At 67.0% G+C, this 24,766-nt stretch carries 22 protein-coding genes; 14 read left to right on the forward strand and 8 right to left on the reverse strand.

Features of this window, described 5'->3' with window-relative positions:
• The first annotated feature begins 70 nt into the window (after positions 1-70).
• The 7 genes from ftsH to QQZ11_RS06605 all read left to right on the forward strand — a co-directional run bounded on the left by ftsH (position 71) and on the right by QQZ11_RS06605 (position 5,804).
• Positions 71-2,164 (forward strand): ATP-dependent zinc metalloprotease FtsH, encoded by a 2,094-nt coding sequence (gene ftsH / locus QQZ11_RS06575; RefSeq protein ID WP_342395064.1) that lies wholly within the window; start codon positions 71-73, stop codon positions 2,162-2,164.
• Between the two features lie 7 nt (positions 2,165-2,171).
• A complete protein-coding gene (folE, locus tag QQZ11_RS06580; protein ID WP_284549403.1) occupies positions 2,172-2,750 on the forward strand; it encodes a GTP cyclohydrolase I FolE in 579 nt (192 codons plus the stop codon).
• A gap of 26 nt (positions 2,751-2,776) precedes the next feature.
• On the forward strand, positions 2,777-3,643 hold the full coding sequence (gene folP / locus QQZ11_RS06585; protein ID WP_284550185.1) for a dihydropteroate synthase: 867 nt from the start codon (positions 2,777-2,779) through the stop codon (positions 3,641-3,643).
• A gap of 2 nt (positions 3,644-3,645) precedes the next feature.
• Positions 3,646-4,014: a dihydroneopterin aldolase gene (gene folB / locus QQZ11_RS06590; RefSeq protein ID WP_284549404.1), complete on the forward strand. Its 369-nt coding sequence runs from the start codon at positions 3,646-3,648 to the stop codon at positions 4,012-4,014.
• Entirely contained in the window at positions 4,004-4,543 is a 540-nt protein-coding gene (folK, locus tag QQZ11_RS06595; protein ID WP_284549406.1) for a 2-amino-4-hydroxy-6-hydroxymethyldihydropteridine diphosphokinase, read from the forward strand. The genes folB and folK overlap by 11 nt, the downstream gene beginning before the upstream one ends.
• Positions 4,540-5,058: a DUF3180 domain-containing protein gene (locus tag QQZ11_RS06600; protein WP_284549408.1), complete on the forward strand. Its 519-nt coding sequence runs from the start codon at positions 4,540-4,542 to the stop codon at positions 5,056-5,058. The genes folK and QQZ11_RS06600 overlap by 4 nt, the downstream gene beginning before the upstream one ends.
• Before the next feature lie 74 nt (positions 5,059-5,132).
• Positions 5,133-5,804 (forward strand): hypothetical protein, encoded by a 672-nt coding sequence (locus QQZ11_RS06605; RefSeq protein WP_157438993.1) that lies wholly within the window; start codon positions 5,133-5,135, stop codon positions 5,802-5,804.
• Between the two features lie 63 nt (positions 5,805-5,867).
• On the opposite strand, the gene QQZ11_RS06610 is transcribed toward QQZ11_RS06605, so the two are convergent.
• Positions 5,868-7,031 carry an NADH-quinone oxidoreductase subunit D-related protein gene (locus tag QQZ11_RS06610; RefSeq protein WP_284549410.1) on the reverse strand — a complete coding sequence of 388 codons (1,164 nt, stop codon included), beginning with the start codon at positions 7,029-7,031 and terminating at the stop codon, positions 5,868-5,870.
• 174 nt (positions 7,032-7,205) lie between these two features.
• Here QQZ11_RS06610 and QQZ11_RS06615 point away from each other — a divergent pair, with 174 nt between their 5' ends.
• On the forward strand, positions 7,206-7,523 hold the full coding sequence (locus QQZ11_RS06615) for a histone-like nucleoid-structuring protein Lsr2 (RefSeq protein ID WP_026378220.1): 318 nt from the start codon (positions 7,206-7,208) through the stop codon (positions 7,521-7,523).
• Positions 7,524-7,604: 81 nt separating this feature from the next.
• Here the strand turns inward: QQZ11_RS06615 and QQZ11_RS06620 are convergent, their stop codons facing one another.
• From QQZ11_RS06620 to QQZ11_RS06640, 5 genes are read right to left on the reverse strand one after another with little or no spacing between them, the layout of a single operon-like run.
• The gene (locus QQZ11_RS06620) at positions 7,605-8,162 is read right to left on the reverse strand and encodes a hypothetical protein (RefSeq protein ID WP_284549412.1); all 558 of its coding nucleotides are present in this window, start codon (positions 8,160-8,162) and stop codon (positions 7,605-7,607) included.
• Complete coding sequence (locus QQZ11_RS06625; protein WP_284549414.1) at positions 8,159-9,499, reverse strand: DUF58 domain-containing protein; 1,341 nt, start codon at positions 9,497-9,499, stop codon at positions 8,159-8,161. Before QQZ11_RS06625 ends, QQZ11_RS06620 begins: the two co-directional genes overlap by 4 nt.
• A gap of 16 nt (positions 9,500-9,515) precedes the next feature.
• Positions 9,516-10,487, reverse strand: a complete 972-nt coding sequence (locus tag QQZ11_RS06630; RefSeq protein WP_284549416.1) for an AAA family ATPase — start codon at positions 10,485-10,487, stop codon at positions 9,516-9,518.
• A gap of 5 nt (positions 10,488-10,492) precedes the next feature.
• Positions 10,493-10,999, reverse strand: coding sequence for a hypothetical protein (locus tag QQZ11_RS06635; RefSeq protein WP_284549417.1), 507 nt, complete (start codon positions 10,997-10,999; stop codon positions 10,493-10,495).
• Positions 10,996-11,748, reverse strand: coding sequence for a DUF4129 domain-containing protein (locus tag QQZ11_RS06640; protein ID WP_284549418.1), 753 nt, complete (start codon positions 11,746-11,748; stop codon positions 10,996-10,998). Before QQZ11_RS06640 ends, QQZ11_RS06635 begins: the two co-directional genes overlap by 4 nt.
• Positions 11,749-11,912: 164 nt before the next feature.
• On the opposite strand from QQZ11_RS06640, the gene QQZ11_RS06645 reads away from it, so the two are divergent.
• Positions 11,913-14,414: an ATP-dependent Clp protease ATP-binding subunit gene (locus QQZ11_RS06645; RefSeq protein WP_022911183.1), complete on the forward strand. Its 2,502-nt coding sequence runs from the start codon at positions 11,913-11,915 to the stop codon at positions 14,412-14,414.
• A 65-nt stretch (positions 14,415-14,479) separates the two neighbouring features.
• Here the strand turns inward: QQZ11_RS06645 and QQZ11_RS06650 are convergent, their stop codons facing one another.
• The gene (locus QQZ11_RS06650; protein WP_284549419.1) at positions 14,480-15,673 is read right to left on the reverse strand and encodes a zinc-dependent alcohol dehydrogenase; all 1,194 of its coding nucleotides are present in this window, start codon (positions 15,671-15,673) and stop codon (positions 14,480-14,482) included.
• 372 nt (positions 15,674-16,045) lie between these two features.
• Here QQZ11_RS06650 and QQZ11_RS06655 point away from each other — a divergent pair, with 372 nt between their 5' ends.
• The gene (locus QQZ11_RS06655) at positions 16,046-16,708 is read left to right on the forward strand and encodes a DUF6766 family protein (protein WP_284549421.1); all 663 of its coding nucleotides are present in this window, start codon (positions 16,046-16,048) and stop codon (positions 16,706-16,708) included.
• A gap of 81 nt (positions 16,709-16,789) precedes the next feature.
• Here the strand turns inward: QQZ11_RS06655 and QQZ11_RS06660 are convergent, their stop codons facing one another.
• A complete protein-coding gene (locus QQZ11_RS06660; protein ID WP_284549423.1) occupies positions 16,790-18,322 on the reverse strand; it encodes an FG-GAP-like repeat-containing protein in 1,533 nt (510 codons plus the stop codon).
• Between the two features lie 705 nt (positions 18,323-19,027).
• Here QQZ11_RS06660 and QQZ11_RS06665 point away from each other — a divergent pair.
• Genes QQZ11_RS06665 through QQZ11_RS06680 form a run of 4 tightly spaced genes read left to right on the forward strand, consistent with a single transcriptional unit; the run spans position 19,028 to position 24,496 of the window.
• The gene (locus QQZ11_RS06665; protein ID WP_284549425.1) at positions 19,028-20,479 is read left to right on the forward strand and encodes a DNA cytosine methyltransferase; all 1,452 of its coding nucleotides are present in this window, start codon (positions 19,028-19,030) and stop codon (positions 20,477-20,479) included.
• A 17-nt stretch (positions 20,480-20,496) separates the two neighbouring features.
• Positions 20,497-20,877: a very short patch repair endonuclease gene (locus tag QQZ11_RS06670; RefSeq protein ID WP_284550187.1), complete on the forward strand. Its 381-nt coding sequence runs from the start codon at positions 20,497-20,499 to the stop codon at positions 20,875-20,877.
• A 35-nt stretch (positions 20,878-20,912) separates the two neighbouring features.
• Positions 20,913-23,540, forward strand: coding sequence for a Z1 domain-containing protein (locus QQZ11_RS06675; RefSeq protein ID WP_284549429.1), 2,628 nt, complete (start codon positions 20,913-20,915; stop codon positions 23,538-23,540).
• Entirely contained in the window at positions 23,537-24,496 is a 960-nt protein-coding gene (locus QQZ11_RS06680; protein WP_284549431.1) for a PD-(D/E)XK motif protein, read from the forward strand. The genes QQZ11_RS06675 and QQZ11_RS06680 overlap by 4 nt, the downstream gene beginning before the upstream one ends.
• Positions 24,497-24,766 lie beyond the last annotated feature (270 nt).

Here is a 24,766-nt window from a genome sequence, read left to right on the forward strand (position 1 = left end):
AAACCCCGCTGGTAGGCTCATCCCGCCCCGTCATCTCGCGTCAGCGAGCCCTTTGGTTGCAAGGCAGGCAATGAAGAATCTCCAGAAGGTGTTCCGCGGTCCGCTCGTGTGGATCATGATCGCCGTGATGCTGATCGTGCTCGCGGTCAACGTCGCGAGTCGCGCCACGGGCGAGGAGGAGATCCCCACCTCGCAGGCCGTCGCCATGATCAACGGCACGACCAAGCTGAAGGAGGTCGTGCTCACCGACGGGGAGCAGTCGATCCAGATCACCGGCAGCGACAACAAGAAGTACCGGTCGGTGTGGATCGGCAACCAGTCCGACCAGTTGGTGCAGCGGCTCAACCAGCGCGTGGCCGACAAGAGCCTCGAGACCTGGCAGGGCCGCAACCCCCAGCCCAGCCTGTGGACCTCACTGCTCTACAACTTCCTGCCCTTCCTGCTGCTGATCATCGGTTTCTTCGTCGTCATGAACCTGGTGCAGGGTGCCGGCGGTGGCCGCGGCGTGATGGGCTTCGGCAAGTCCCGCGCGAAGGTGGCCAACAAGGACACCCCGCAGACCACCTTCAGCGACGTCGCCGGCTGTGAGGAGGCGATCGAGGAACTCGAGGAGATCCGCGACTTCCTCGCCGACCCGCCCAAGTTCCAGCGCGTGGGGGCCAAGATCCCCAAGGGCGTGCTGCTCTACGGGCCGCCCGGAACCGGCAAGACCCTGCTCGCCCGTGCGGTGGCAGGTGAGGCCGGGGTGCCGTTCTTCTCGATCTCGGGTTCGGACTTCGTCGAGATGTTCGTCGGCGTCGGCGCGAGCCGCGTGCGCGACCTGTTCGAGCAGGCCAAGGCCGCGGCCCCCGCCATCGTCTTCATCGACGAGATCGACGCCGTCGGACGCCACCGCGGCGCCGGCATGGGTGGCGGACACGACGAGCGCGAGCAGACCCTCAACCAGTTGCTGGTCGAGATGGACGGCTTCGACGTGCGCGGTGGGGTCATCCTGATCGCCGCCACGAACCGTCCCGACGTGCTCGACCCGGCCCTGCTGCGACCCGGACGCTTCGACCGACAGATCGGTGTCGAGGCACCTGACATGAAGGGCCGCGCCCAGATCCTGAAGGTGCACGCCAAGGGCAAGCCGATGGACGACAACGTCGACCTCGAATCCGTCGCCCGGCGCACACCCGGATTCACCGGTGCCGACCTCGCCAATGTGCTCAACGAGGCGGCGCTGCTGACGGCCCGCCTGAACCTGCCGCTGATCGGCAACGGGCAGTTGGACGAGGCCATCGACCGCGTGCTGATGGGTCCGCAGAAGCGCACCCGGCTGATGAACGAACACGAACGTCTGGTCACCGCCTACCACGAGGGCGGTCACGCGCTGGTCGCGGCCGCCATGCCGGCGACCCGCAACAACGTGCAGAAGCTCACCATCCTTCCCCGTGGGCGTGCCCTCGGCTACGCCATGGTGATGCCCGACCAGGACAAGTACTCCCAGTCCCGCGGCGAACTGCTCGACCAGATGGCCTACATGATGGGTGGCCGCGCCGCCGAGGAACTGATCTTCGGTGACCCGACCACCGGTGCCGGCAACGACATCGAGAAGGCCACCAAGGTGGCCCGGGCGATGGTCACCCAGTACGGCTTCTCCGACAAGTTGGGTGCGATCACCCTGGGTGGCGGTGAGCAGGAACCCTTCCTGGGCATGGCCGGAACCGGACGCAACGTGGACTACTCCGACGCGACCGCGCGGACCATCGACGAGGAGATGAACGCCCTCCTCGAGGAGGCCCACCAGGAGGCCTTCGAGGCGCTGCGTGAGAACCGCGACGTACTCGACGTGCTCGTCCGGGAGGTGTTCGAGAAGGAGACCCTGCAGAAGCCCGAGGTCGAACGCATCTTCGCGAACCTGCGTCGCCGCTCCGAGCGCGGCACCTGGACCGGATCCGATCGGCGCGTGCCCTCCGACGTGCCCCCGATCGACCCCCCGAAGTCGCCCGAGATCGAGACCGGCGACGAGGGCGACGTCGTCCCCCCCGGCGGCATCCAGCTGCCCCCGGGCCAACCCGGTTCGACCGAACTGCCCCCCGGCGCCCACGGCGACGGCCACGGTGGCTGGGAGGCACCGGGATGGCAGGGCCCCCAGGGACCCACCCCCGCCCAGTGGAGTTGAGTCCGCGATGACCGCCGAGGTTGACCACCCGCGCATCGAGGCAGCCGTTCGCGAGATCCTGCTCGCCGTCGGCGAGGACCCCGACCGCGACGGACTTCGTGAGACACCGGCCCGCGTGGCCCGTGCCTACGCCGAGATCTTCGCCGGCATGCACTGCGACCCCGCCGAGCTGCTGGCCACCACCTTCGCCGTCGACCACGACGAGATGGTGATGGTGCGCGACATCGAGGTGTGGAGTGTCTGCGAACACCACCTGCTGCCCTTCACCGGGGTGGCGCACGTCGCCTACCTGCCGGCCGGCGACGGTCGCGTCACCGGGCTCAGCAAGCTGGCCCGACTGGTCGACCTGTTCGCCAAGCGCCCGCAGGTGCAGGAGCGGCTGACGGCCCAGATCGCCGACGCCCTGGTCACCCATCTGGGGGTCAACGGCGCGCTGGTGGTGATCGAGGCCGAGCACCAGTGCATGACCATGCGTGGGGTGCGCAAGCCCGGTGCCCGGACGATCACCTCGGCGGTCCGCGGACGGATGCGCGAACCCGCCACCCGCGCCGAGGCCATGAGCCTGATCAACTCCGGCCGCTCGTGACCCGCACACCCGCCCGCACCCTGGTGATGGGGATCCTCAACGTCACCCCCGACTCCTTCAGCGATGGTGGACGATGGGCCTCTGCGGCCCGAGCCGTCGAGCACGCCCGGGCCATGGTCGACGACGGGGCCGACCTGATCGACGTCGGCGGGGAGTCGACCCGGCCCGGCTCGACCCGTCCCTCGGTGGACGAGGAACTGCGCCGGGTCGTACCCGTGGTCGAGGCCATCGCTGGGTTCGGCGTCCCCATCTCGGTCGACACCATGCGGGCGGAGGTGGCCCGCGCGGCGATCGGGGCGGGCGCGAGCATCGTCAACGACGTCTCGGGCGGCCTGGCCGACGAGTCGATGCTGGCCACCGTCGCCGCCCACGCCGGCGTCGACTACGTGGCCATGCACTGGCGTGCACACGGATCGGCGATGAACGCCGAGGCCCACTACGACGACGTGGTCGCCGACGTGACCCGCGAGTTGCTCCAGCGCCGCGACGCCGCCCTGGCCGCAGGCATCGCGGCCGATCGGCTCGTGCTCGACCCCGGCTACGGGTTCTCGAAGACCGGTGAGCAGAACTGGCAGTTGTTCGCCGACAACGAGTCCTTCCTCCAGCACGGGCACCGAGTGCTGGTGGGCGTGAGCCGCAAGCGCTTCCTGGGTGAACTGCTGGCCGCCGACGGTGTCCCTCGTCCGGCTGAACGGCGCGATGCCGCCACCCAGGCGCTCACCACCCTGTGCGCCCTGCAAGGGGTGTGGGCGGTTCGCACCCACGAGGTTCGCGGCCAGCGGGACGCCGTGGAGGTGGTCGCGCGGCTGCGTTCCACGTCGACCACCCACCCCGCGGGGGGTGCCGACGACTCCGGTAGTCTCACTGGCGCAGCACCCGACCCCGGGAGGTGATCGTGACCGAGCCAGTGACCATCCGACTCAGCGGTGTCTCCGCCACCGGACGACACGGCTGGTTCGACTTCGAGCGCGACCAACCGCAGGTCTTCACCGCCGACGCCGTCCTGCTCGTCGACTGCGACACCAGCTCGGACGACCTGGCCGGCACCGTCGACTACGGGCAGGTCGCAACCCGCATGGAGCACCGTCTGGGGGGCGACCCCGTGAACCTGATCGAGACCCTGGCCAGCCGCATCGCCGACGACCTGGCCGCCCTGCCCCGAGTGCGCGAGGCGCAGGTGACGGTGCACAAACCGCACGCCCCCCTATCGACCCCCTTCACCGATGTCTCGGTGACCGTCACGAGGAGTACCCATGGTGATTGACGTCGACACGCTGGGAAACCTGCGACCCATATCCAAAGTGGTGTTCAGCCTCGGATCGAACGTGGGCGACAGCCTCGAGATCCTGCAGTCGGCCATCAACGAACTGGCCACCACACCCGACCTGATCCCGGTCGACCTCAGCTCCGTCTATCTCACCGCCCCCGTGGGTGACGTGCGTGACCAGGACGACTTCTACAACCTCGTGTTCGTCGCCGAGACCACCCTCGAACCGCTGACCCTGCTCGAACGGGCCGAAGCCCTCGAGAGCGCGTTCGGGCGGGTGCGCGAGCAGCCGGGGGGCCCACGCACCCTCGACATCGACCTGATCATGGTCGGCAAGCGCGAGCGAGCCGACGACCGGCTGGTGCTGCCGCACCCGCGCGCACACGAGCGTGCGTTCGTGCTGGTGCCCTGGCTCGAGGCCGACCCGTTGGGCGAGTTGGCCGGTCACGGCACCCTCGCCGACCTGGTGGCCGGACTCGACACCAGCGGGGTCACCAGGATCGACGAGCGCATCGACCTGCCGTGACCCGCGTCTTCGACGACGAGCCGGACGAGAGACCCGCCTCGTCCCCCGACAGCCCTGAACCCCCCAGTCAGCACTCGCCCGGTCTGGGCCCCACGACCTGGTTCCAGTTCGCCGTCGCCTGCCTCGTCGGGGTGGTGGTGGGGTGGTTCGTGGTCGAGACGATGCGATCCCTCGACCAGATCGTGCCGGTGACCCCGTTGGCCATGTCGGTGCTGATGGCCCTCGTCGGGGTCGTCGTCGGCTGGCGTGCCCGCGTGCAGGTGAAGGGCTACCTGCGTCGGCACCCCGACCAGGCCGCCACCGCAGGGGTGTTCATGCTGGCCCTGGGCAAGACCATGATCTTCACCGGCGCCCTGCTCGCCGGGGGGCACCTCACCTACGTGCTGCTCAACGTGGGCCAGTGGGCCATCCCGATGCCACGCCAGCGGGTCATCTTCGGATCCATCGCCGTGGTCTCGTCGTTGCTGCTGGCGGCAGGCGGCTGGCTGGCGGAACGGTCGGTACGGGTGGAGTGACCCGAGCCTGAGATTGTGCCAAGACTCGGCTGGTCGGCTGGGGATTCCCCCAGTCGGACCGTATCCTCGACCCCGTGAGTGCAAAGCATCAAGCCGTCATGTCCCGAGAGCGCAAGGCCGCTCTCATCGTGCTGATCGTCGGAGCCGTCATCGCCCTGGCGTGTGCGTTCGGGCCCATCTGGGTCGTCCGCGCCGGGTTGGTGGTCTCCGTGCTCGGCGCCGTCGGTTCGGTCTGGTTCGCGTTCCGTGAGCTGTCACGCATGGAGGTGCTGCACCACACGGAACTGAAGACCGAGCGCCTCGCACGTGCCGCCGCCGACCGGGCGCACCACGCCGAGTCGATGGAACTCATCCACACCTTCAAGACCCGCTACCTCGCCCACGCCACCCAGGTCGACGACCTGCGCGGTGACATGGCCGGTCTGCAGCAGGAGCTGTCGACCGTCCGCGGCAACCTGGTCTCGGCGCGCGCCGAGGCCGTGGCGAAGGGTCGCACCATCGCCGACCTGCAGGCGCAGCTGAGCGCCCTGCAGGAGAGGCTGGAGCACCTCGAGGCGCTGACTGCGGACGAGTCCGAGGTGGTCACCCTTCCCAGCCGCGGTATCGCCCGCAAGACCATGGCCGAGCGGGTTCCCACCGCCGCCGAGCTGTGGACCAATGGGGAGCACCCCACCGACGTCGACCTCGAGGCCCTCGACGTCGCACTGCTGGCGGGTGGCCGGCCCGTGCGCCGTCAGGCGATCTGACCGAAGGCCCGCCACCGACCTTCCATCGACCAGCCCCGCTCCGAGCACTCCGGGGCGGGGCTGTCATTTGTCCAGGTCGCCCACGGTGTAGCCCATGCTGGCCACGACCAGGGCGACCCGGTCGAGAGGCACCCCCACCAGCAACGTGTGCAGGGCATTCACCTGGGCGAACGAGGGAGTGCGCAACTTGAGCCGCCAGGGTGTCGTGCCCCCCCGCGAGACGAGATGGAATCCGGCCACGCCCAGGGGCGCCTCGAACTCCATCCATTCCTCGGCGTCGGGCAGCTTGATGATCTTCGACAGCGGCACATTCACGGGACCGGTGACCTCACGTGCGCGCATGCTGGAACGTCTCACCAACTGCGCCGACTGAGCCAATTCGACGAGCCATTGTCGGAATCTGTCCGAAGCGGTTCCCCGCTGCTGTTGAGCGTTGGCCTGCGCGTCGGGGTTCACCGCGAGAACCTCGTCGGCACCGATCTGGGCATAATCCAGCATCGTGGTCGTCGTGCGCAAATCCAGGAGGATTCCGGCAGCACGAACTGTCGGCCCCGACAGTCCGTACCTTCTCGCGATGTCGCCATCAACGGGCGCGATCCCAGCAGCCGACTGCCAGGAATCCTCGTCCATCAGGCCGGCCATTCGATTCGTCACGCGGTCGAGCAGCGCCAGCCACTCGTCGAGGGCCCGGAACCACTCGGGTCCGACATCACTGGCCAGACCGCCCAGCCGATTGATCATCGGGTGCAGCCGATTCCCCGTCCAGATCATCATCAGGTCGCGACCGCGGTCGCGGGCCTCGCGCACCAATGCGGCGACCTCGGGGCAACGCTGGTGGAAGGGCACGAAGGTCAGATAGCCCAGATGTGACTGCAGCCGCGCCACCTCGGCGAGCAACGTGCGCAGCACCGTGGCCCGGGTGGGGGGTACGAGTCCCAGCAGGCGCTCACAGGTCAGCGCCACCCCCAACTCGCCCACGAACGGGGCCTGCCAGTCATGACGGTCGGCCAGCATGAGCACCTGCCGGTAGTCACGCACCTCGAAGAGCTTCTCGGCGCCACGGTGCATCAGGCCCGGTTGGATGTCGACCCGGGTGATCAAGGCCTGAGGCCCGCCCCCATCGGTGGACACGTGGAAGCGAACCAGCCCGGCCCGGCTGGGGTGTTCGGGGCCGAGATCGACAGCGCGGTCGGCTGCGGCCAGGGCACCGATTTCGAGGAGGGCCATGGTGCAAGTGTGACAGTCCTCGCGATGGCATGAATCCCCACGCTCTGGAGAAAAGTGGAAAACGTTGGCCGTGCACATTGCTGAAGCTTCGACTCGGATTACTTGAATATGTGGCCCCCCTTTGTCACAGTTGACCCTGCGAACCCGCAAATCCCAACCGAGAGGACACATCCCATGGCACAGCGAGTGCACGTGGTGCTGGAAGACGACATCGATGGTTCTCCGGCCGCCTCGACCATCAGCTTTGATTTTGACGGCGCCAGCTACGAGATCGATCTCAATGAGGCCAACGCCAAGAAGTTCCGCGACGCAGTGGCGCCGTGGGTCTCCCACGCCCGCAGGAAGGCCAAGGCTCCTCGGGCCCGTGGTCCCCGCCGCGGCAGTGGATCAACCAACGAGGTCCGCGAGTGGGCTCGCGCCCAGGGCATGAAGGTTTCGGATCGCGGACGGGTTTCGTCCGAGGTTCGTGACGCCTACGAGCGCGCTCACTGAGGCATCTGAATTCGAAACAGGGTTTCGGGGCATTCGACGGGAGTCGGGTGCCCCGATTCCTGTGTGTGGGGGCCTTTGTGGTCATTCCCGACGGCCGGGCAACAGGCGACTGCTGATCACGGCCACGGCCACCACGGTGATCACCAGCCACACCCAGCCGCGTGGCACAGCGGACTCGGGCACCGCGACCACGGCCAGCACGAGGCCGAGACCGACGACCACGGCCACCAGGTAACCGACGGCGGTCCGGGCCATCGGCCGGGCCAGCCGCGCTCGTCCCACGCCGTGGCTCGGACCCAGCGCGGCCCATGCCGCAGCCTGGTGGAGCACGGCGATCGCGACGGCCACCACCGCTGCCTGCCACAACGGAGCGTCAAAGCCACCCATCAGCCACCACCCGACCACGACCACCAGGAGGGCGGCCGGTGCCGGCGAATCGGGGAACAGCGTGGCGGCCACCAGCACGAGCGCCCCGATCACGAACAGGGCCGGCCCGAAGAACACGTGCAGCCACTGCCACGACAGCAGCAGCGCCGCCAGCCCGCTGAGCAGCACCAGCCCGCGCAGCGTCCACTGCAGGGGTGAGGTGCGCGCCGCCCTCAGCAGTTGCTCGGCGATCCACTCGGCGAGGCCCCTCATCGTCCGACCGTCCGACGGGGGGCGCTGCGTGCGGCCTCCATGGCCAACAACACCGAACCGAGGCTGGTGGGTCCACGCCAGGCGGTGACGGGGATGCCGAGCCGCTCGACACCGGCCAGCACCTCGTCTCGCTGCAGCCGCCGGAGCACCCAGGCCTCGTCCAGGAAGGCACGGTTGCGGCTGCCACGCAGCGTCTCGATGGTGCCCAGGGCAGCCGGCATGGTGTCGACGGCGATCACCTCGCCCCCGAGCTGACGCAGCCGTACCAACTGGTCGATGATCCGGTCGTCGAGCAGGGGTGAGCAGAAGAAGACGAGCGTCCCCGAGCGCACCGAGGCGACCGGTCGCAGGGCGACGTGGTCAGGCAGTTCGCGGACGGTACGCGACAACACCTCGAGGATGAGTCTCATCTGTCGTGGTCCGGTCGCGGCGCGCACGTGTCCGAGGCGGCGTCCGAGGTCGTGCACCGCCACCCGGTCGCCGAAACCGATGTAGTGCTGGCTGATGGCTGCCACGGCTCGCACGGTGGCGTCGAGGCTGGTGGAGGTCTGATGCGGGTCGGGCAGGTCGCGCAGGGTGTCGGTGACCACCAGCACGTCGGTGTCACGTTCGGTGAACGTGGAGGTGACGTGCAGGCGCTGGGTGCGTGAGGTCACCCGCCAGTTGATGCGCCGCAGCCGGTCGCCGGTGCGGTACTCGCGGATGTCGGCCAGTTGGGTGCCGTCCCCTCGCACCGATGACGTGTGCGCCCCCGTCAACCCGATCGGACGAGCGACCCCGCTCGCACCGTGCAGGGTCGCCGCCAGCGGCCGTACGGTCACCAGCGACGAGGCCGGACGAAGCTCGGCCCGCCAACTTCCCGATGAGTCCACCACCTGCAACCCCGGGTGTCCCGTCTCGTACCGCCCCCAGCGGGCGGGCTCGAGACCGACGGTCACTGTTCCGTCCGGTGCCGAGTCGACGACCGCACCCAGCGGCGGGTCCCAGGTGGTCTGCACGAGCCCCGTCCACTGGGCGCTCAGCCAGTGGTGTGCGGGCAGGTCGGGCACGTGCAACCCCAGGTCGACGACCTCACCCTCGGTGATGCCGACTCGTTGCGGGACGGTCACGACGGTCGGGTCGGGCAGGGAGGGGTCCGGTCGCCTCCACCAGCCCCAGGCTGCGTGCACCACCAGGGGTACCGCGAGCAGGGCCAGGTCGGGACGGGCCAGGGCGGCAGCCAGCAGCAGCACCAGCAGCGAGAGGCCCGTGGAGCGGGCGAAGGCACTGGTGGGGTCGAACGCGGTCGGGGGGGAGCCTCCCCCTGGGGAACTGGCAGGACTGCTGGGCGGGGACATGGTGGTCGTCGGTTCGTCAGCGGCCCGACGGCCGCACGTCGGAGGCGTCCGGCACCGGCACCTGCTCGACCACGGAGCCGACGATCGCCTCGGAGGTGACGTTGTTGAGCCACAACTCGGGACGCACGCTCACCCGGTGGGCCAGGGCCGGGATGGCGAGTGCCTTCACGTCCTCGGGAATGACGAAGTCGCGTCCGTCGAGCAGGGCCATGGCGCGGGCGACCGTGACGAGTGCCAGCGAACCACGGGGCGAGGCGCCCACCAGCGCCGAGGCGTGGTGACGGGTGGCCGAGGCAAGGGCGACGGCGTACCGCCCCACTGATTCCGCGACGTGCACCCCTTCGACGGTCGCCTGCACGGCCAGCAGTCCTTCGGCGTCGAGCACGGCGTCGACGTGCTGGTCCTCGGTGCGGCGGGCGATCCGTCGCTGCACGACCTCCCACTCCTGGTCGACGGTGGGGTGGCCGAAGCTCAGCCGCAGCAGGAAGCGGTCGAGTTGGGCCTCGGGCAGGGGATAGGTGCCCTCGTGCTCGATGGGGTTGGCGGTGGCCAGCACGTGGAACGGACGAGGCAGGCCGAAGGTGTGGCCCTCGACGGTGACCTGGTGTTCCTGCATCGCCTCGAGCAACGCCGACTGGGTCTTGGGAGGGGTGCGGTTGATCTCGTCGGCCAGGAGCAGGCCGGTGAAGATCGGTCCCTCGCGGAAGGTGAACTCGCCCGTGTTCTGGTTGAACAGGTACGACCCCGTCAGGTCGCTGGGCAGCAGGTCGGGGGTGAACTGGGCGCGGGTGAACCTCAGCCCCAGCGCCTGTGAGAGCGTGCGTGCAGCCAGCGTCTTGCCCAGCCCGGGCAGGTCCTCGAGCAGAACGTGGCCGCCGGCCAGAACCCCGGCGAGCACTTGCGTCAGCTGGGCCCGCTTGCCGACGACGGCGCGCTCGACCTGGTCGAGCACCCGGTGGGCGGCCTCGGTGGCCTCGTTCACAGGCATCGTGTTCACAGTTCGGAGATCTCCTTCAGGAATCGGTGCACCGTCGCGCGGGTGACCGTGGGGCTGTGGTCGTCGTCGGCGGTGGCCAGGTAGGCGAGCAGGGCGGGGCTGAGCAGGCCCTCGACATCATCGAAGGGGTGTTCGGGATCGGCCCCGTGCTTGCGGACGAGTCGCTGGGCGGTCACCTCGTGCAGGGCCCCGACCAGGGTGCGGGTGGTGAACGCACGCCCCGGTTGGGCCGAGCTGATGGCGTCGGCCAGGCGTGAGGTGCGTAGGTCGGCCTGCGGACGAGCCGTGCCGACCTCGGCCTGGTGTTCCACCCAGGTGGGATGCGGTGCCGGGTCCCATCCCCGCCGCAACAACCAGGCACCGACCCCACCGACCAGCGCGATCACCAGCCAGGGCAGCACTTCGAGGCGAAGCCCCATCAAGGGGCTGGCGGCGATCAGCAGTCCGACGCCCAGCAGCGCCACCACGACGTGGGTGACGAGTCCCTCGAAGGCGCCGGTCACGGGGTCACCACCGGCTCGATGGGTTGGGGAGTGGGGCGCAGGGCGTGGCTGAGTCGGTCGAGGCAGGCGATGGCCCGGGCACGGTCGTGCTCGGTGCGGGGATGGGTCGAGAACATGGCCAGCCGGTAGAGGCGGGCCAGTTCGTCCAGGGCGTCGGCGGGTGCCGTGGTGCCGGCCAACAAGTCGGTGACGAACTCTCCCGCCGTCTGTTCGGGACGCCGTTCCACCCCTTGGCGGGCCGCCACCCGTTCGAGCCTTCGCCAGCACTCGAGAATGGCATCGTCCACCCCGACACCCGAGCGCAGCTGGTCGAGCGCCTCGTCGAATTCGCTGGCCACCTGGTCGGCGTCCAGTTCGGGGATCGCCACCCCGCTGGTGTGGACCCCGCCAGCCTTGTGCAGGGCCTTGCCCCGAAGATTGCCCGCGACCAACCGCACCAGGATCGCGATGGCCACCAGCGCGGCGGCTGCGATCAGGAAGGGGATGGCATTGCGGGCCCACTCGGGCAGCTGGACCGGTGGGCCCTGGTCGGGCATCTGGAACGGTGAGGACGACACCGTCGGTCGGGTCTGCGGTGTCTGGGTGGGGAGCGTGATGCTGATCGGCGCCGCGGGCAGGATCTCACCGAGTCGTCCGAGGCTGCTGGTCGAGGCGAACCCGACCACGACCAGCAGGCCGACCACCAGCCCCACGATCACCAGCAGGGGGCGCAATCCGTCACCTCGAGCGGTCGGATCGGCGTCGGTCACGGGTCCACCCTAGTCGGGCCGGGTCGCGGTCGATTGCCGGGCTCACAAGCCGGTGCGCAATGTCGTTGCCCTCGTTGTGCTCTCAGCGGATGATGGAAGCTGGGGAGTGACGTGGGCGCTCACTAGACTGGGTCCACTGGTGGATTCACCAACGAAGGAGATTCATGTTCGAGCGATTCACTGACCGTGCGCGGCGCGTGATTGTGCTGGCGCAGGACGAAGCCAAGTTGCTCAACCACAACTACATCGGCACCGAGCACATCCTGCTCGGCCTCATCCACGAGGGCGACGGGGTCGCGGCCAAGGCGCTCGACCAGATGGACATCTCGCTCGAGGCCGTGCGGGAGCAGGTGGAGGAGATGATCGGCCCGGGGCAGACCGCCCCCACCGCCCACATCCCGTTCACCCCGCGCGCCAAGAAGGTGCTGGAGCTGTCGCTGCGCGAGGCCCTGCAGATGAACCACTCCTACATCGGCACCGAGCACATCCTGCTCGGGCTGGTTCGTGAGGGCGAGGGCGTCGCGGCGCAGGTGTTGATCAAGTTGGGTGCCGAGCAGAACCGGGTGCGCAACACGGTGCTGCAGTTGCTGAGCGGCTACCAGGGCAAGGAGTCCGCCACCTCGGGTGCGCCGGAGACCGGACCCTCGCCGACCTCGGGCACCGTGCTCGACCAGTTCGGCCGCAACCTCACCCAGGCCGCCCGCGAGGGCAAGCTCGACCCGGTGATCGGACGCGAGAAGGAGATCGAGCGCGTCATGACCGTGCTCAGCCGTCGCACCAAGAACAACCCGGTGCTGATCGGTGAGCCCGGCGTGGGCAAGACCGCCGTGGTCGAGGGCCTGAGCCAGGCCATCGTCCGTGGTGACGTGCCCGAGACGCTGCGGGACAAGCAGATCTACACCCTCGACCTCGGTGCGCTGGTGGCCGGTTCCCGGTACCGCGGTGACTTCGAGGAACGCCTCAAGAAGGTGCTGAAGGAGATCAAGACCCGCGGCGACATCATGCTGTTCATCGACGAGATCCACACCCTGGTGGGTGCGGGTGCCGCCGAGGGCGCCATCGACGCGGCGAGCATCCTCAAGCCCATGCTGGCGCGCGGTGAGCTGCAGACGATCGGCGCGACCACTCTCGACGAGTACCGCAAGAACATCGAGAAGGACGCCGCGCTGGAGCGCCGCTTCCAGCCGATCCAGGTGGCCGAGCCGTCGATCGCGATGACCATCGACATCCTCAAGGGTCTGCGCGACCGGTACGAGGCCCACCACCGCATCACCATCACCGACGAGGCCCTGGCCGCGGCGTCCAACCTGGCCGACCGCTACATCCAGGACCGCTTCCTGCCCGACAAGGCGATCGACCTGATCGACGAGGCCGGTGCCCGGTTGCGCATCAAGCGCATGACGGCCCCGCCGGACCTGCGCGAGTTCGACGACAAGATCGCTGCCGTGCGGCTCGAGAAGGAAGCCGCCATCGACGCCCAGGACTTCGAGCGCGCCGCCTCGCTGCGGGACGACGAGCAGAAACTGCTCAGCCAGCGCGAGAAGGCCGAGGAGGAATGGCGCGCGGGTGACGACTCGGTTCCGGCCGAGGTCGGTGAGGAGGAGATCGCCGAGGTGCTCTCCAGCGCCACCGGCATCCCGGTGTTCAAGCTCACCGAGGAGGAGTCGGCTCGACTGCTCCACATGGAGGAGGAGCTGGGCAAGCGCTACATCGGCCAGCACGACGCGGTGAAGGCGCTCTCGCGTTCGATCCGTCGCACCCGTGCCGGGCTGAAGGACCCGAAGCGTCCCTCCGGTTCGTTCATCTTCGCCGGCCCCTCGGGCGTCGGCAAGACCGAGCTGACCAAGGCGCTCACCGAGTTCCTGTTCGGCGACGAGGACGCCCTGATCACCCTGGACATGTCGGAGTACTCCGAGAAGCACACCGCTTCGCGCATGTTCGGGTCGCCGCCCGGGTACGTGGGCTACGAAGAGGGTGGACAGCTGACCGAGAAGGTGCGGCGCAAGCCGTTCTCAGTGGTGCTGTTCGACGAGATCGAGAAGGCCCACCCCGACATCTTCAACTCGCTGTTGCAGATCCTCGACGAGGGTCGTCTCACCGACGCGCAGGGCCGGGTGGTCGACTTCAAGAACACGGTGATCGTGATGACCACGAACCTGGGGTCGCGCGACATCTCGAAGTCGGTGAACCTGGGCTTCAGCCGCTCCGGTGACGAGGCGACGAGCTACGAGCGGATGAAGGCGAAGGTTGCCGACGAGCTGAAGCAGCACTTCCGTCCCGAGTTCCTCAACCGTGTCGACGAGATCGTCGTGTTCCACCAGCTGACGCAGGAGGACATCGAGCGGATCGTCGACCTGATGGTCGCCCAGATCGAGGGCCGCCTGAAGGACAAGGACATGGGCATCGAGCTCACCCCCGCTGCCAAGTCGTTGATCGCCAAGCGCGGTTTCGACCCGGTGCTGGGTGCTCGTCCGCTGCGCCGTGCGCTGCAGCGCGACATCGAGGACATCCTCGCCGAGAAGATCCTGTTCGGCGAGCTCAAGGCCGGCGAGGTGGTGGTGGTCGACGTCGCTCCCGAGGGAGCGGAACTGCCCTTCACCTTCACCGGGAACCAGAAGTCCGTGGTGCCCGACACCGCCGAGTTGGCGATGGACGGCCAGGCCTGAGCACGGCTCTGGCTCACTGACGACAGAAGGGCGCGACCCCCGCGGGGGTCGCGCCCTTCTTCCGTTCAGCGGGTCGGGTCGAGCACCACCTTGATGCAGCCGTCCTGCTTGCTGCGGAACAGTTCGTAGGCGGCGGGGGCCTCGGAGAGTCCGAGGTGGTGCGTGGCCAACGTCTCCACCCCCAGCACGTCCTCGTCCTGGAAGAGGATGGCGCTGAGTTCGTCGGTCCATTGGCGGACGTGGCACTGGCCCATGCGCACGGTGAGTCCCTTGTCGAACATGTCGAACAGGGGAAGCACGTCGCGGTTGCCCCCGTAGACGCCACTGATCGACACCGTTCCGGATCGGCGCACGGCATCGATGGCACTGAGCAGGGCTGCCGTGCGGTCCATCCCCGCGCGCTTCAGCAACGGACGACCCATCGGCCCCGGCAGGTGGTTGACGGCGGCGATCATGGCGGCGGTGACCGGGTTGCCGTGGGCCTCCATGCCGACGGCATCGAGCACCGAGTCGGCACCGCGGCCGTCGGTCAGGTCGCGCACGGCGTCGCCCACGGAGTCGACCTCACGCAGGTCGATGGTCTCGGCCCCCCACTCGCGGGCCACGGCGAGGCGTTCGTCGACCAGGTCGACGACGATGATCCGGGACGCCCGCCGCTGGTGGCGCGCCACCCGGGTCGCGAGTTGGCCGACGGGCCCGGCGCCGATGATCGCGATCGAGCCGTCCTGGGGAACATCGGCCCAGGTCACTCCCTGCCAGGCGGTCGGCAGGATGTCGGACAGGTACAGGGCCCGCTCGTCGGCGAAACCCTCGGGTACGAGCACCGGTCCGAAGTCGGCGTGTGGCACCCGGACGAACTCGGCCTGGCCGCCCGGCACCTCGCCGTACAGGGTGCTGTAGCCGAACAGGGACGCCCCCGTGCCCTGGTCGGTGTTCTGGGTGGTCTCGCACTGGCTGTAGAAGCCGCGATCGCACATCCAGCAGTGCCCGCACGAGATGTTGAAGGGGACGACCACCCGGTCGCCGACCTTGAGCCGGGTGACCTCGGAGCCGACCTCTTCGATCACGCCCATGAACTCGTGACCGAGCACGTCACCGTTCCGCATGGCTGGGCCGAGCGCGTCGTAGAGGTGCAGGTCGGACCCGCAGATGGCGGTCGAGGTGACACGGACGATCGCATCGGTGGGGTGGACGAGGGCGGGTCGAGGCACGTCGATGACGGCGACGGTGGCCGGTGACTGCCACGTGAGTGCTCGCATGTCTGTCTCCTGAAAAAGCGTGATGGGCCGTCGGGGCTTGATGGGTCGTCGGGGCTTGATGGGCCGTCGGGGCTTGATGGGCCGTCGGGGCGGCCGGCCGCCGAGCTGGCGGTTCCTTCGACACTAGATCGGGTCCGGGCGGGGTGCCGCGATGGGGTGATCTTCCCTCCTTGGGGGTGAGGCCGGGCATAGTCTCGTCCCGGCAGGATCGACTGTTGGCCCCCCGACAGGTGGCCTCATCGACTGGCCGCCCAATCGACTGGCAGCTCAACCAGGGACAGTGCAGGAGTTCAGCGTGAAGGTGTTGTTCGGCGTGGTGCTCGGGTTCGTCGTGGTCTCGTTGGCCGTGATGATCGTGATCGGACTGGTGTCGTGAAGAGGCTGCGCAACCACGGGCTGACCCTGTTCTTCTTCGTGCTCTTCCTGGCGACGCTGGTCGGGCAGGCCCTGGTGGGGCATGCCGCCTTCAACCAGGAGCAGATGATGGGCGGCAGTCCCACGGTGCCGCTGGGCACGTACCTGAAGGGCCCGGACTTCGCCGCGGACGTGGCCGAGAACTGGCAGAGCGAGTACCTGCAGTTCTTCCTGCTGATCATGCTCACCGTCTGGCTGGTTCAGAAGGGGTCATCGGAGTCGAAGAAGCCCGGGGACGAGGGTCTCGAGTCAGACGAGGAACAGAAGGTGGGTCGATTCGCCGGCCCCGACTCGCCCCGATGGGCGCGTGCGGCCGGATGGCGCCTGTCGTTGTACTCCCATTCCCTGGGGCTGTTGATGGGCCTGTTGTTCCTGGGCTCGTGGTTCGCCCAGTCGGTGGCTGGGCATGCTGCCTACAACGCCCAGCGTGAGGAGGCCGGGCTCCCGTCGTGGACGTGGCTGAAGTACGTGAGTGAACCTGACTTCTGGGACCGCAGCCTGCAGAACTGGCAGTCCGAGTTCCTGGCGGTCACCTCGATGACGGTGTTCGCCATCTTCCTGCGAGAGCGGGGATCGTCGGAGAGCAAGAAGGTCGGCTCACCGCATGAGGCGCACGAGTGAGGCTCGACCTCAACGAATGACCGGACCGGTGCCGTCATCGACGAGCACCTGGCCATCGCGCAGACAAGAGCCTGGCCATGATCAGGCCAACAGTGCCATGGTCTGGGTGCCGGTCATGACACGGCGGGGATACGACCAGGAGCCCGTCAGGTTGTTGTAGACGTAGACCGCGCCGTCGTCGCGTTGGCCGAACAGGTCAGGACGCCCGTCGCCGGAGATGTCTCCGGCCGAGAAGGCCTGCCGGAAGCCGGCCCACCCTCGTCCGACCTGCTTGCCCGCACCGATGGTGGCCTGCGTGGTGCCCTGGTAGGCCCACAGGGTGCCATCGGTGCGGATGGCAAGCACATCGGCTCGTCCGTCTCCTGTGAAGTCGCCCAGTCCGATGATCTGGCGCATGCCGTTCCAGTTGCGTCCGATCTGGGTGGTGCCGGTCAGCCCCGTCGGGGTGAGCGTGTAGCGGTAGAGGGCTCCCGTGGAGGCCTGTCGTCCGACCACGTACTGGGTGGCGGTGCCGGCGAGGTTCGCGACGGGGACGATCTGGTCGATGCCTCCCCAGTTCCGTCCGATCTGCACGGCTCCGGAGACGTGGCCACCCGCCCCCGCCTTGTAGAGCCACAGGGAGTTGTCGCTGCGGCGTCGGGCGATCAGGTCGGACCATCCGTCGCCCGAGATGTCGCCGACCTGCGTGAGGTAACTCATGCCCGACCACCCGCTCCCGCGGGAGCCGACCAAGGTCAAACCGGACGAGGTGCTGCCACGGTAGAACTGCAGGGCGCCGGAGGAGTCCACGGCGTAGACGTCGGCGATCCGATCGCCCGTGTGGTCACCCTTGGCGCCGCTGGGTGCGGTGGTCGACGTGGTGGTCACCCGCTGCACGAACCGTCCGTCGAAACTGGTGGTCCAGTGGGTCTCGTCGTCGCCGTTGAAGCTGATCGAGTAGCTGCCGGCCTTCGCGTACACCAGACCGGACGAGGTGCGGATGACACCGGCTGGGAGGCTGAGTGCAGTGTTGCTGCCATCGCGGCGGCGACTGACCAGGGGGTACGCGGTACCAGTGGTCCAGGCGGGCAGTTCGACGACCTGGTCGAAGGCCCACACCCTGGTCTGGGTGGGCAGCCAGCTGAGTTGGTGCAGGCTGCCGATGTGGTTGCCCGACACGTCGATCTGCTGCACCTGCACCAAGGTGTTGGGCAGGGTGAAGGAGGTGAGGTCATTGGACGACAGGTCGATCTCAAGCAGGCTGGTGAGTGTGCCGGGGATGGTCACTTGGGTGAGCCGGTTGCCCCACATGCTGAGCGACTTCAGTTTTGTCCACTGTTTCGGCACCGTGAGCGAGCCCGAGAGGTCGCCCAATGCCAGGTCGAGAGTGACCAGGTTGGTGGCGTACTGCAGTCCGGTGATGTTGGAAAAGGCGCCGAAGCAGTCGAGGGTGGTGAGGGTACGCATCTGTGCGTCGGTGATGGGTGCGTTCGCGGCCTGCCCGAGAGTGTCATTGACACAGGTGCGCAATTCGATGTCAGGGACGCTGACAGTGGTTGCGGCGGCGGGGAGTGGTTGGGCCAGGAGGGCGAGGCTGAGCAGTGCGGAGGTCAGGAGGCCTGCGAGGGGGCGCATGTGGGGGAGTCCATTCGGGGCGAATGCGATGAGGGGAGGCACGGCAAACGATAGCTGCCCGCAATCGGGGGTGGAAATTGGGCCAACGCTCCACCGTGAGAATGTGTGAAGGACACGACTCTCAAGATGCAGTGACTGATGCCTCGCGGAACACATCCACGGGCATTCCGCGATCCAGGAGATAGGTGATCGCGATAGGTTTCTCACCCTTGTGGGAGACAGACGGATCAGCGTGCCGATTGCACACACGAGGTCCAAGGTCGGGGGTGGACGGATGGTGGACCGAACCAAGCAGATCCACTCCACGTTCCCTCTCCCTGCCGAATTCATGAAGCTGAGCTCGATGGCGACGGAGAGCGGATCTGTGAAGGCTCCAACAGAGAGGCAGTGGGACCGAGGCACATCCGGTGACTCCACGAGGCGGCCCGCGCCGCACCGGAACGACGAGGCGACCTTACTGGGCGCAGCCAAGGCGTGCGCGCGACCGCTGAGCAGGCAGGGCTTCGTGGGCTTGCCGCCACTCACACCCGCCGTCGCTCCGATCAGATCCAGCTGCGCACTGGCCGTGCTCGGGTCGGAATGATGGCCCGTGCGGCTTGGCAGCTTCAGAGTGGTGGCTCATGCTGGGCGTCGTGGCACGAGCCGGCTGCCATCGCTCGTCAGGTGTGAACTTGTGTCAGGGGCGCCTGGTATCCTGGCTCGACCATGAACAGTTTTCCCGTCATTGACGTCTTCGCGGGTCCGGGGGGCCTCAATGAGGGATTCTCCCGGGCCATGAGTCCTCAAGGGACACCCGCCTTCGACGTACTCGGCTCCTTCGAAATGGAGTCCAACGCCATCGCCACTCTGCGCTTGCGCCACGCGGTTCGGGCGCTCGGCCAAGGCGGTGACCTGCCCGAGCGCTACCTGCGGTTCCTCAACTCGGATGAGCCCGTCGAGAGCCTCCTGTCGCAGCGCGAGTGGAAGGCGGCGTGGCTTGCCTCGGATGAGGTCGTCCACCAGGTCAAGCTCGGCGAGGACACCCGGGGGGAGTCTGACGCCATCATCAGGGCCGCGCTCGGCGGTCGACGTGACTTCGTGCTGATCGGCGGCCCACCGTGTCAGGCGTACTCACTCGCTGGACGATCGCGCAGGGCCAATGACGCAACTTTCGCCGACGACGAGAAGCACTTCCTGTTCCGGGAGTATCTGCACATCCTCGAGGAGCACCAGCCCGCCGTCTTCGTGATGGAGAACGTCAAAGGCCTGCTTTCCGCTACGCACTCGGGGTATTCCATGTTCGACAGGATCTTCAGTGACCTGAGCATGGATGGCACCTACGCGATTCACTCCATGGTGGTTGATTCCCTCGCCCCCGCACCTTCTGACTTCGTCATCCGCTCAGAGTCATTTGGGATCCCACAGCGTCGACACCGCGTGATCCTTCTCGGCGTGCGCCACGACATCCACGTGGATGACGTGGATCGTCTCCGATTGCAGCCCCGGGCGAGAGAGGTGTCGGCTGACGTGGTCCTGACACTTCCGCCAGCGCGCTCGACGGTGAGCCGGATGGACTCCGAGGAAGGTTGGAAAACGGCTCGGGAAATCGGATGGAAGTTGGCTCGACGCACTAGCCGCGCTGCTCCGGTTCCGCCGTTGGCGACGACCTACATGACTGGTGGCGCGATATCGGAGGACCGGGAGTTGGCCGCTTGGCTCAGGCGTCCGGGGCTCGAGGGTGTTCGTCAGCACGAACCCCGATCGCACATGGCCATGGATCTGCAGAGGTACGCGTACATGGCTGAGCTGGCCAGGACGAGGGGGGAGGCTCCGAGTGTCCATGACCTACCGGGGCACCTCCTTCCCCACCACAGGAATGTCGGCGCCGCATCCCGACCCTTCGCGGACCGGTTCAAGGTCGTCTTCGGAGGACGACCCAGCGGGACCATCGTGAGCCACATCGCGAAGGACGGTCACCACTTCATCCACCCGGACCCGGAACAGATGAGGAGCCTCACCGTGCGTGAGGCCGCCCGCTTGCAGACATTCCCGGACGACTACTTCTTCATGGGCAACCGCACTGCCCAGTACCACCAAGTCGGTAATGCTGTCCCGCCCTACCTGGCCTTCCAGATCGCCGAGATCGTTGAGAAGATCATGAGGTGCCGGCAGACCTGATCCCACCGAGCGAGGGGGTGCGTCGGCGCATGTCCTCGCAGAAGCGGGCGGGCACGTCGCCCGAACTAGCACTGCGCCGCGAGCTGCACCGGCTGGGTCTCAGGTTCAGGGTGGGCCACCCCGTGCCGGGGCGACCTCAGCGCACGATCGACATCGCCTTCACCCGCAAGAGGGTGGCTGTGTTCGTGGACGGCTGCTTCTGGCACGGCTGCCCCCTCCACTGTGTCCCACCGAAAGCCAACCCGGATTGGTGGCAGGCGAAATTGGCGGCCAACTCGGCTCGTGACCGCGAGACGACGGACCTGCTGGAGTTGGCGGGCTGGACGGTGGTGAGGTGCTGGGAGCATGAGCCCTTGATGGAAATGGTGGGACGCGTCACGGCGAATCTCGGACCCTGACGCAAATTGTCAGGATCACTTGCCAGGATGTTGCCGTGACTGACGAGCGGGCCGAGAAGGCGCTGATTGCCGACAGACTGATTGATCTGGTGCAGATGTTCCAGACGAGTCTGCAGATTCCTCTGCACGAGGCGGCCCTCAGGGTCTTGGAATTGCGAATTCCCGGTGCCGACGAGATCATGCCGGGAGTTGTTGGCACCTTGCAGGAACGGGCCGCGAGCCACACAATCCTCGATGTGCCTGCGGGCGTATCCAAGCTTCGCCTCCAGAACGAGGTGAAGCTCGCCCAGTGGTACACGGGGCCGAACGACACCCACCTGCGCTGGAACCGGTTGAGGCGGCAGATGCTCGAGAACAGCCCGGTGGACGTGGTCGACAGTGTGGACCAGGCCTCGACCAAGATCGTGGCGCAGCTGGCCAACCCTCACGTCAGTAACTTGCGTCAGAAGGGCTTGGTCCTCGGACACGTCCAGTCGGGGAAGACCGCCAACTATGCTGCGGTGATCGCCAAGGCTGCTGACGCGGGCTACAAAATGGTCATCGTCCTCGCCGGTCTGCACAACAATCTTAGACAGCAGACCCAGCGCCGCCTGGATCGGGACCTCGGTGCCTCGTCTTGGATTCAGATGACTGACGCGGACCATGACTTCGGGTTGCAGATCCAGAAAGGCGAGGCGATTCTCGGTGTGCCCCAGAATCGTGTGTTGGCCGTGGTGAAGAAGAACGGGTCACGACTCAAGAGGCTTCACAAGTGGTTGCGGGACATCCCCCGAGACGTTCGCGAGCGCTGTCCTATCCTCATCATCGACGACGAGGCTGACCAAGCCACACCCAACTCCTCAACCGCGATCGACAAGCAGACCGCGATCAACAAGATCCTCAGGCAGGTGTGGAACGAGGTTCTCTCGGGTACGTACGTCGGCTACACAGCCACCCCATTCGCCAACGTGTTCATGTCTCCCGAGGACGAGGAGGACTTCTACCCGGAGGACTTCATCGTCGAGCTCCCTCGGTCCAAGGAGTATTTCGGGGCCGAAAGGATCTTCGGTCGCGAACAGCTGGATGAGAATGACGATCCTGACGACGGGCTGGACATGGTGCGCACGGTGCCGGTGCTCGACGAGGAGTCGCTTCGCGTCAGCCCTTCCGAGAAGGAGTCCTATGTTCCTGACATCGTCCCCTCGCTGGTGGACGCCCTGAGATGGTTCGCACTCGCCACGGCAGTCAGACGGGAGCGCGGAGACGAGGCTCCGAGCTCGATGCTGATCCACACCACACACTTCGTCGACCCGCACTTCGCCATGAAGGATGCGGTGGACGCCTGGGTGACACACGAAGCGAACCGAGTGGGCCAAGGAGCGATGGATGAATACGAATGCCTGTGGCGACTGGAGCACGACAAGGCCTTGGAAGTCGCCACACAGCCGACCCCGCACTTCTCAGCCTTGGCGAAGCAACTCCCACTCGTTCTGGGGGACCTTCGAGTCATCGTGGACAACGGATCGTCGAACGATCGCCTGGATTACGAGGTCCGCGACGAGGCCGGCCACCGACTCAACTCCACAGTTGTCGCCATCGGCGGTGGAACGCTCTCCAGAGGCCTGACCCTTGAGGGTCTGGTGGTCAGCTACTTCATCCGGACCTCCAGTACCTACGACACGCTCCTCCAGATGGCCCGATGGTTCGGGTACCGCCCCGGATATGAGGAGCTTCCTCGAATCTGGATGACCGACTCGCTTCAACAGGACTTCCGATTCCTGGCCTTGGTGGAGGCAGACCTGAGAGTCGCGATCCATGAGATGTCCAAGGCGTTCAAGACTCCCAAGGACGTTGGCGTGCGTGTCCGCACCCATCCCGGTCGTCTGAGCATCACCACAGCGGCGAAGATGAGGCACGCACAAGTGCTCCAAGTTTCATACAACGGGGAACGTGAGCAGTCGTTCATCCTTCACGAGACCGACAGGGGCGTCCTGGAGGGGAACTGGAACTTGCTCGAGGAGACGACCGAGAAGCTCTCCTGGCAGCCGCTACCGAGGGGCCGCGGATGGATCTCCCGTGACGCCCAGCTGTCCACGGTCCTCAACTTCATCAAGCAGTTCGAGCTCCATCCCGCCCAAGCGAGCATGAACGTCCCAGCGATGGTCGGTTGGATCAGGAACTTTGCTGCCGACAGGACCTGGAACGTGGTGTTGCCCTCCAACAGCCAAGCGACCTCACGCGTCTCGTTGGGTTCTCTGGGGGAGATCGGACTCCATCGTCGTGCTCCGCTCAAGGTGTCTCCGGTGGGAGTGGCGAACATCAAGGCTCTCCTCTCGGAGTCGGACTGGTTGCTGGATCTTCCTGATGGCACTGCCCCATCGAAGGGGTCCGCCAAGGACCGCCGCCATGCCTCCGACCAGGTGAAAGACGGCATGCTGATCCTGATGCCCATCGATGGGAGGAGTGTCCCCAAGCAGAGTGCGGGTGTTGCCTCACGTCGCGCCATGCAGGCCCCCGAGGACATGAACTTGGTCGGGTACGGCTTGGTCTTCCCGAAGCTGGACGGCTCGACGGACGGACGCGACGCGGGATACGTGGCGGTCAAGCCGACCTACATGGCCGAGTACACCGACGTCGACTTTGATGATGAGGACGATGAGCCGGACATGGAGGTGCCGGCATGAGCAGGGATGAGGCGGCGGTGGCCGCATGGAGACAGTTGCGTGCCGAAGTGTGGAGCCTTGAGGGTGAGCAACTCAACGCCACCCAGTTCGAGGGGCCGTCGCTGCTGGGAGTGGGGCGCGACGGGGCAGTTCACGTACTCCTCCCATCCGAGGAAGCGCTGCAAGGCAGCAAGCGATTCGGGTCGGTGTCCATCAGCACCCGTGAGTGGGTGCACCAAGGGACGACCGGGCAGTACGTGGACATGATGTGTTCGGAGCCCACGGCCGAGGCAGCGTTTGCTTGGGTGGTGTCCGAGACATTGGTGGCGGTTGACCAAGGGGACTCAGCTCTGAGTGCCGGACTGCGGATCCTGCGGCTCATGAAGGATCTGTTCCGGGAGCCGCAGGACATGGCAGAGGAGGCCGTGCTCGGGTTGTTCGGGGAAGTCACCGTTCTCGAGCGACTCATCGGCCTGCGCGGGGAGCCAGCAGTCAGTTTGTGGGGCGCGGTGTCGAACCGAAGGCACGACTTCATGGGGCCACATGGCAGTGTCGAGGTGAAGACCACCAAATCATTGGACGTCGGCCGGGTCGTCATCCACGGTCTCTGGCAGGGCAGCCCGACCGGGCCCACGACTCTTGCGGTGTTGCAGGTCGAGGAGAGCCCCGGAGGCCAGAGTTTGGCGGAGCTGGTGGAAGGTGTGCTTGATTCCGTCACCGATCGTGGCTCACTGCTGGAAAGACTGCTCGCCGCCGGGTACCGGCATGATTCGCGTCGAGCCAAGGAGATGCGCCTGCACGTGGTCGCGACCCGTGCGTGGCGGATGGACGACCCCGGCTTCCCGCTCGTGCGGTACTCCGAACTGCCGGTCCATGTCAGGGACGGAGTCAGTGAGCTCGCATATGCCGTGGCAATCGGGTCGATGCCTGCGAGCGCTCGTCACGAGGACTTCGACGAGGGATTGGCGGTTCTGTGACGGAATTCAGCCAGACCAACATGCGAGCGTGGTTGGCGCCGGTGGCAGAGCACCACCGAGGCGCCGAACTGACCTTCGAGAGCTTGGTTGCAGCATGGCTGCGGTCTCACTCGATCGCGCCCGATCCAGGCCTCGCCGATGTGGCCAAGAGGCAGATCGAGGACGGATACGCGTTCCCGAAGGCCATCGAGGCCGCCGTGCGTGAAGCAGAGGCAAGGCCACCTGCTGGTGCGGCTCCTCGGCGCGCAGGCGTACCGACGCCCGCGCCGG

The sequence above is a fragment of the Aestuariimicrobium sp. T2.26MG-19.2B genome, from assembly GCF_950101875.1.
Classification (GTDB): domain Bacteria; phylum Actinomycetota; class Actinomycetes; order Propionibacteriales; family Propionibacteriaceae; genus Aestuariimicrobium; species Aestuariimicrobium kwangyangense.

Bases quoted from the DNA above. Each gene is read 5' to 3' on its own strand.
- ftsH (WP_342395064.1), top strand. From the start codon at position 71: ATGAAGAATCTCCAGAAGGTGTTCCGCGGTCCGCTCGTGTGGATCATG.
- folE (WP_284549403.1), top strand. From the start codon at position 2,172: ATGACCGCCGAGGTTGACCACCCGCGCATCGAGGCAGCCGTTCGCGAG.
- folP (WP_284550185.1), top strand. From the start codon at position 2,777: ATGGGGATCCTCAACGTCACCCCCGACTCCTTCAGCGATGGTGGACGA.
- folK (WP_284549406.1), top strand. From the start codon at position 4,004: ATGGTGATTGACGTCGACACGCTGGGAAACCTGCGACCCATATCCAAA.
- QQZ11_RS06610 (WP_284549410.1), bottom strand. From the start codon at position 7,031: ATGGCCCTCCTCGAAATCGGTGCCCTGGCCGCAGCCGACCGCGCTGTC.
- QQZ11_RS06615 (WP_026378220.1), top strand. From the start codon at position 7,206: ATGGCACAGCGAGTGCACGTGGTGCTGGAAGACGACATCGATGGTTCT.
- QQZ11_RS06620 (WP_284549412.1), bottom strand. From the start codon at position 8,162: ATGAGGGGCCTCGCCGAGTGGATCGCCGAGCAACTGCTGAGGGCGGCG.
- QQZ11_RS06625 (WP_284549414.1), bottom strand. From the start codon at position 9,499: ATGTCCCCGCCCAGCAGTCCTGCCAGTTCCCCAGGGGGAGGCTCCCCC.
- QQZ11_RS06630 (WP_284549416.1), bottom strand. From the start codon at position 10,487: ATGCCTGTGAACGAGGCCACCGAGGCCGCCCACCGGGTGCTCGACCAG.
- QQZ11_RS06645 (WP_022911183.1), top strand. From the start codon at position 11,913: ATGTTCGAGCGATTCACTGACCGTGCGCGGCGCGTGATTGTGCTGGCG.
- QQZ11_RS06650 (WP_284549419.1), bottom strand. From the start codon at position 15,673: ATGCGAGCACTCACGTGGCAGTCACCGGCCACCGTCGCCGTCATCGAC.
- QQZ11_RS06660 (WP_284549423.1), bottom strand. From the start codon at position 18,322: ATGCGCCCCCTCGCAGGCCTCCTGACCTCCGCACTGCTCAGCCTCGCC.
- QQZ11_RS06665 (WP_284549425.1), top strand. From the start codon at position 19,028: ATGAACAGTTTTCCCGTCATTGACGTCTTCGCGGGTCCGGGGGGCCTC.
- QQZ11_RS06680 (WP_284549431.1), top strand. From the start codon at position 23,537: ATGAGCAGGGATGAGGCGGCGGTGGCCGCATGGAGACAGTTGCGTGCC.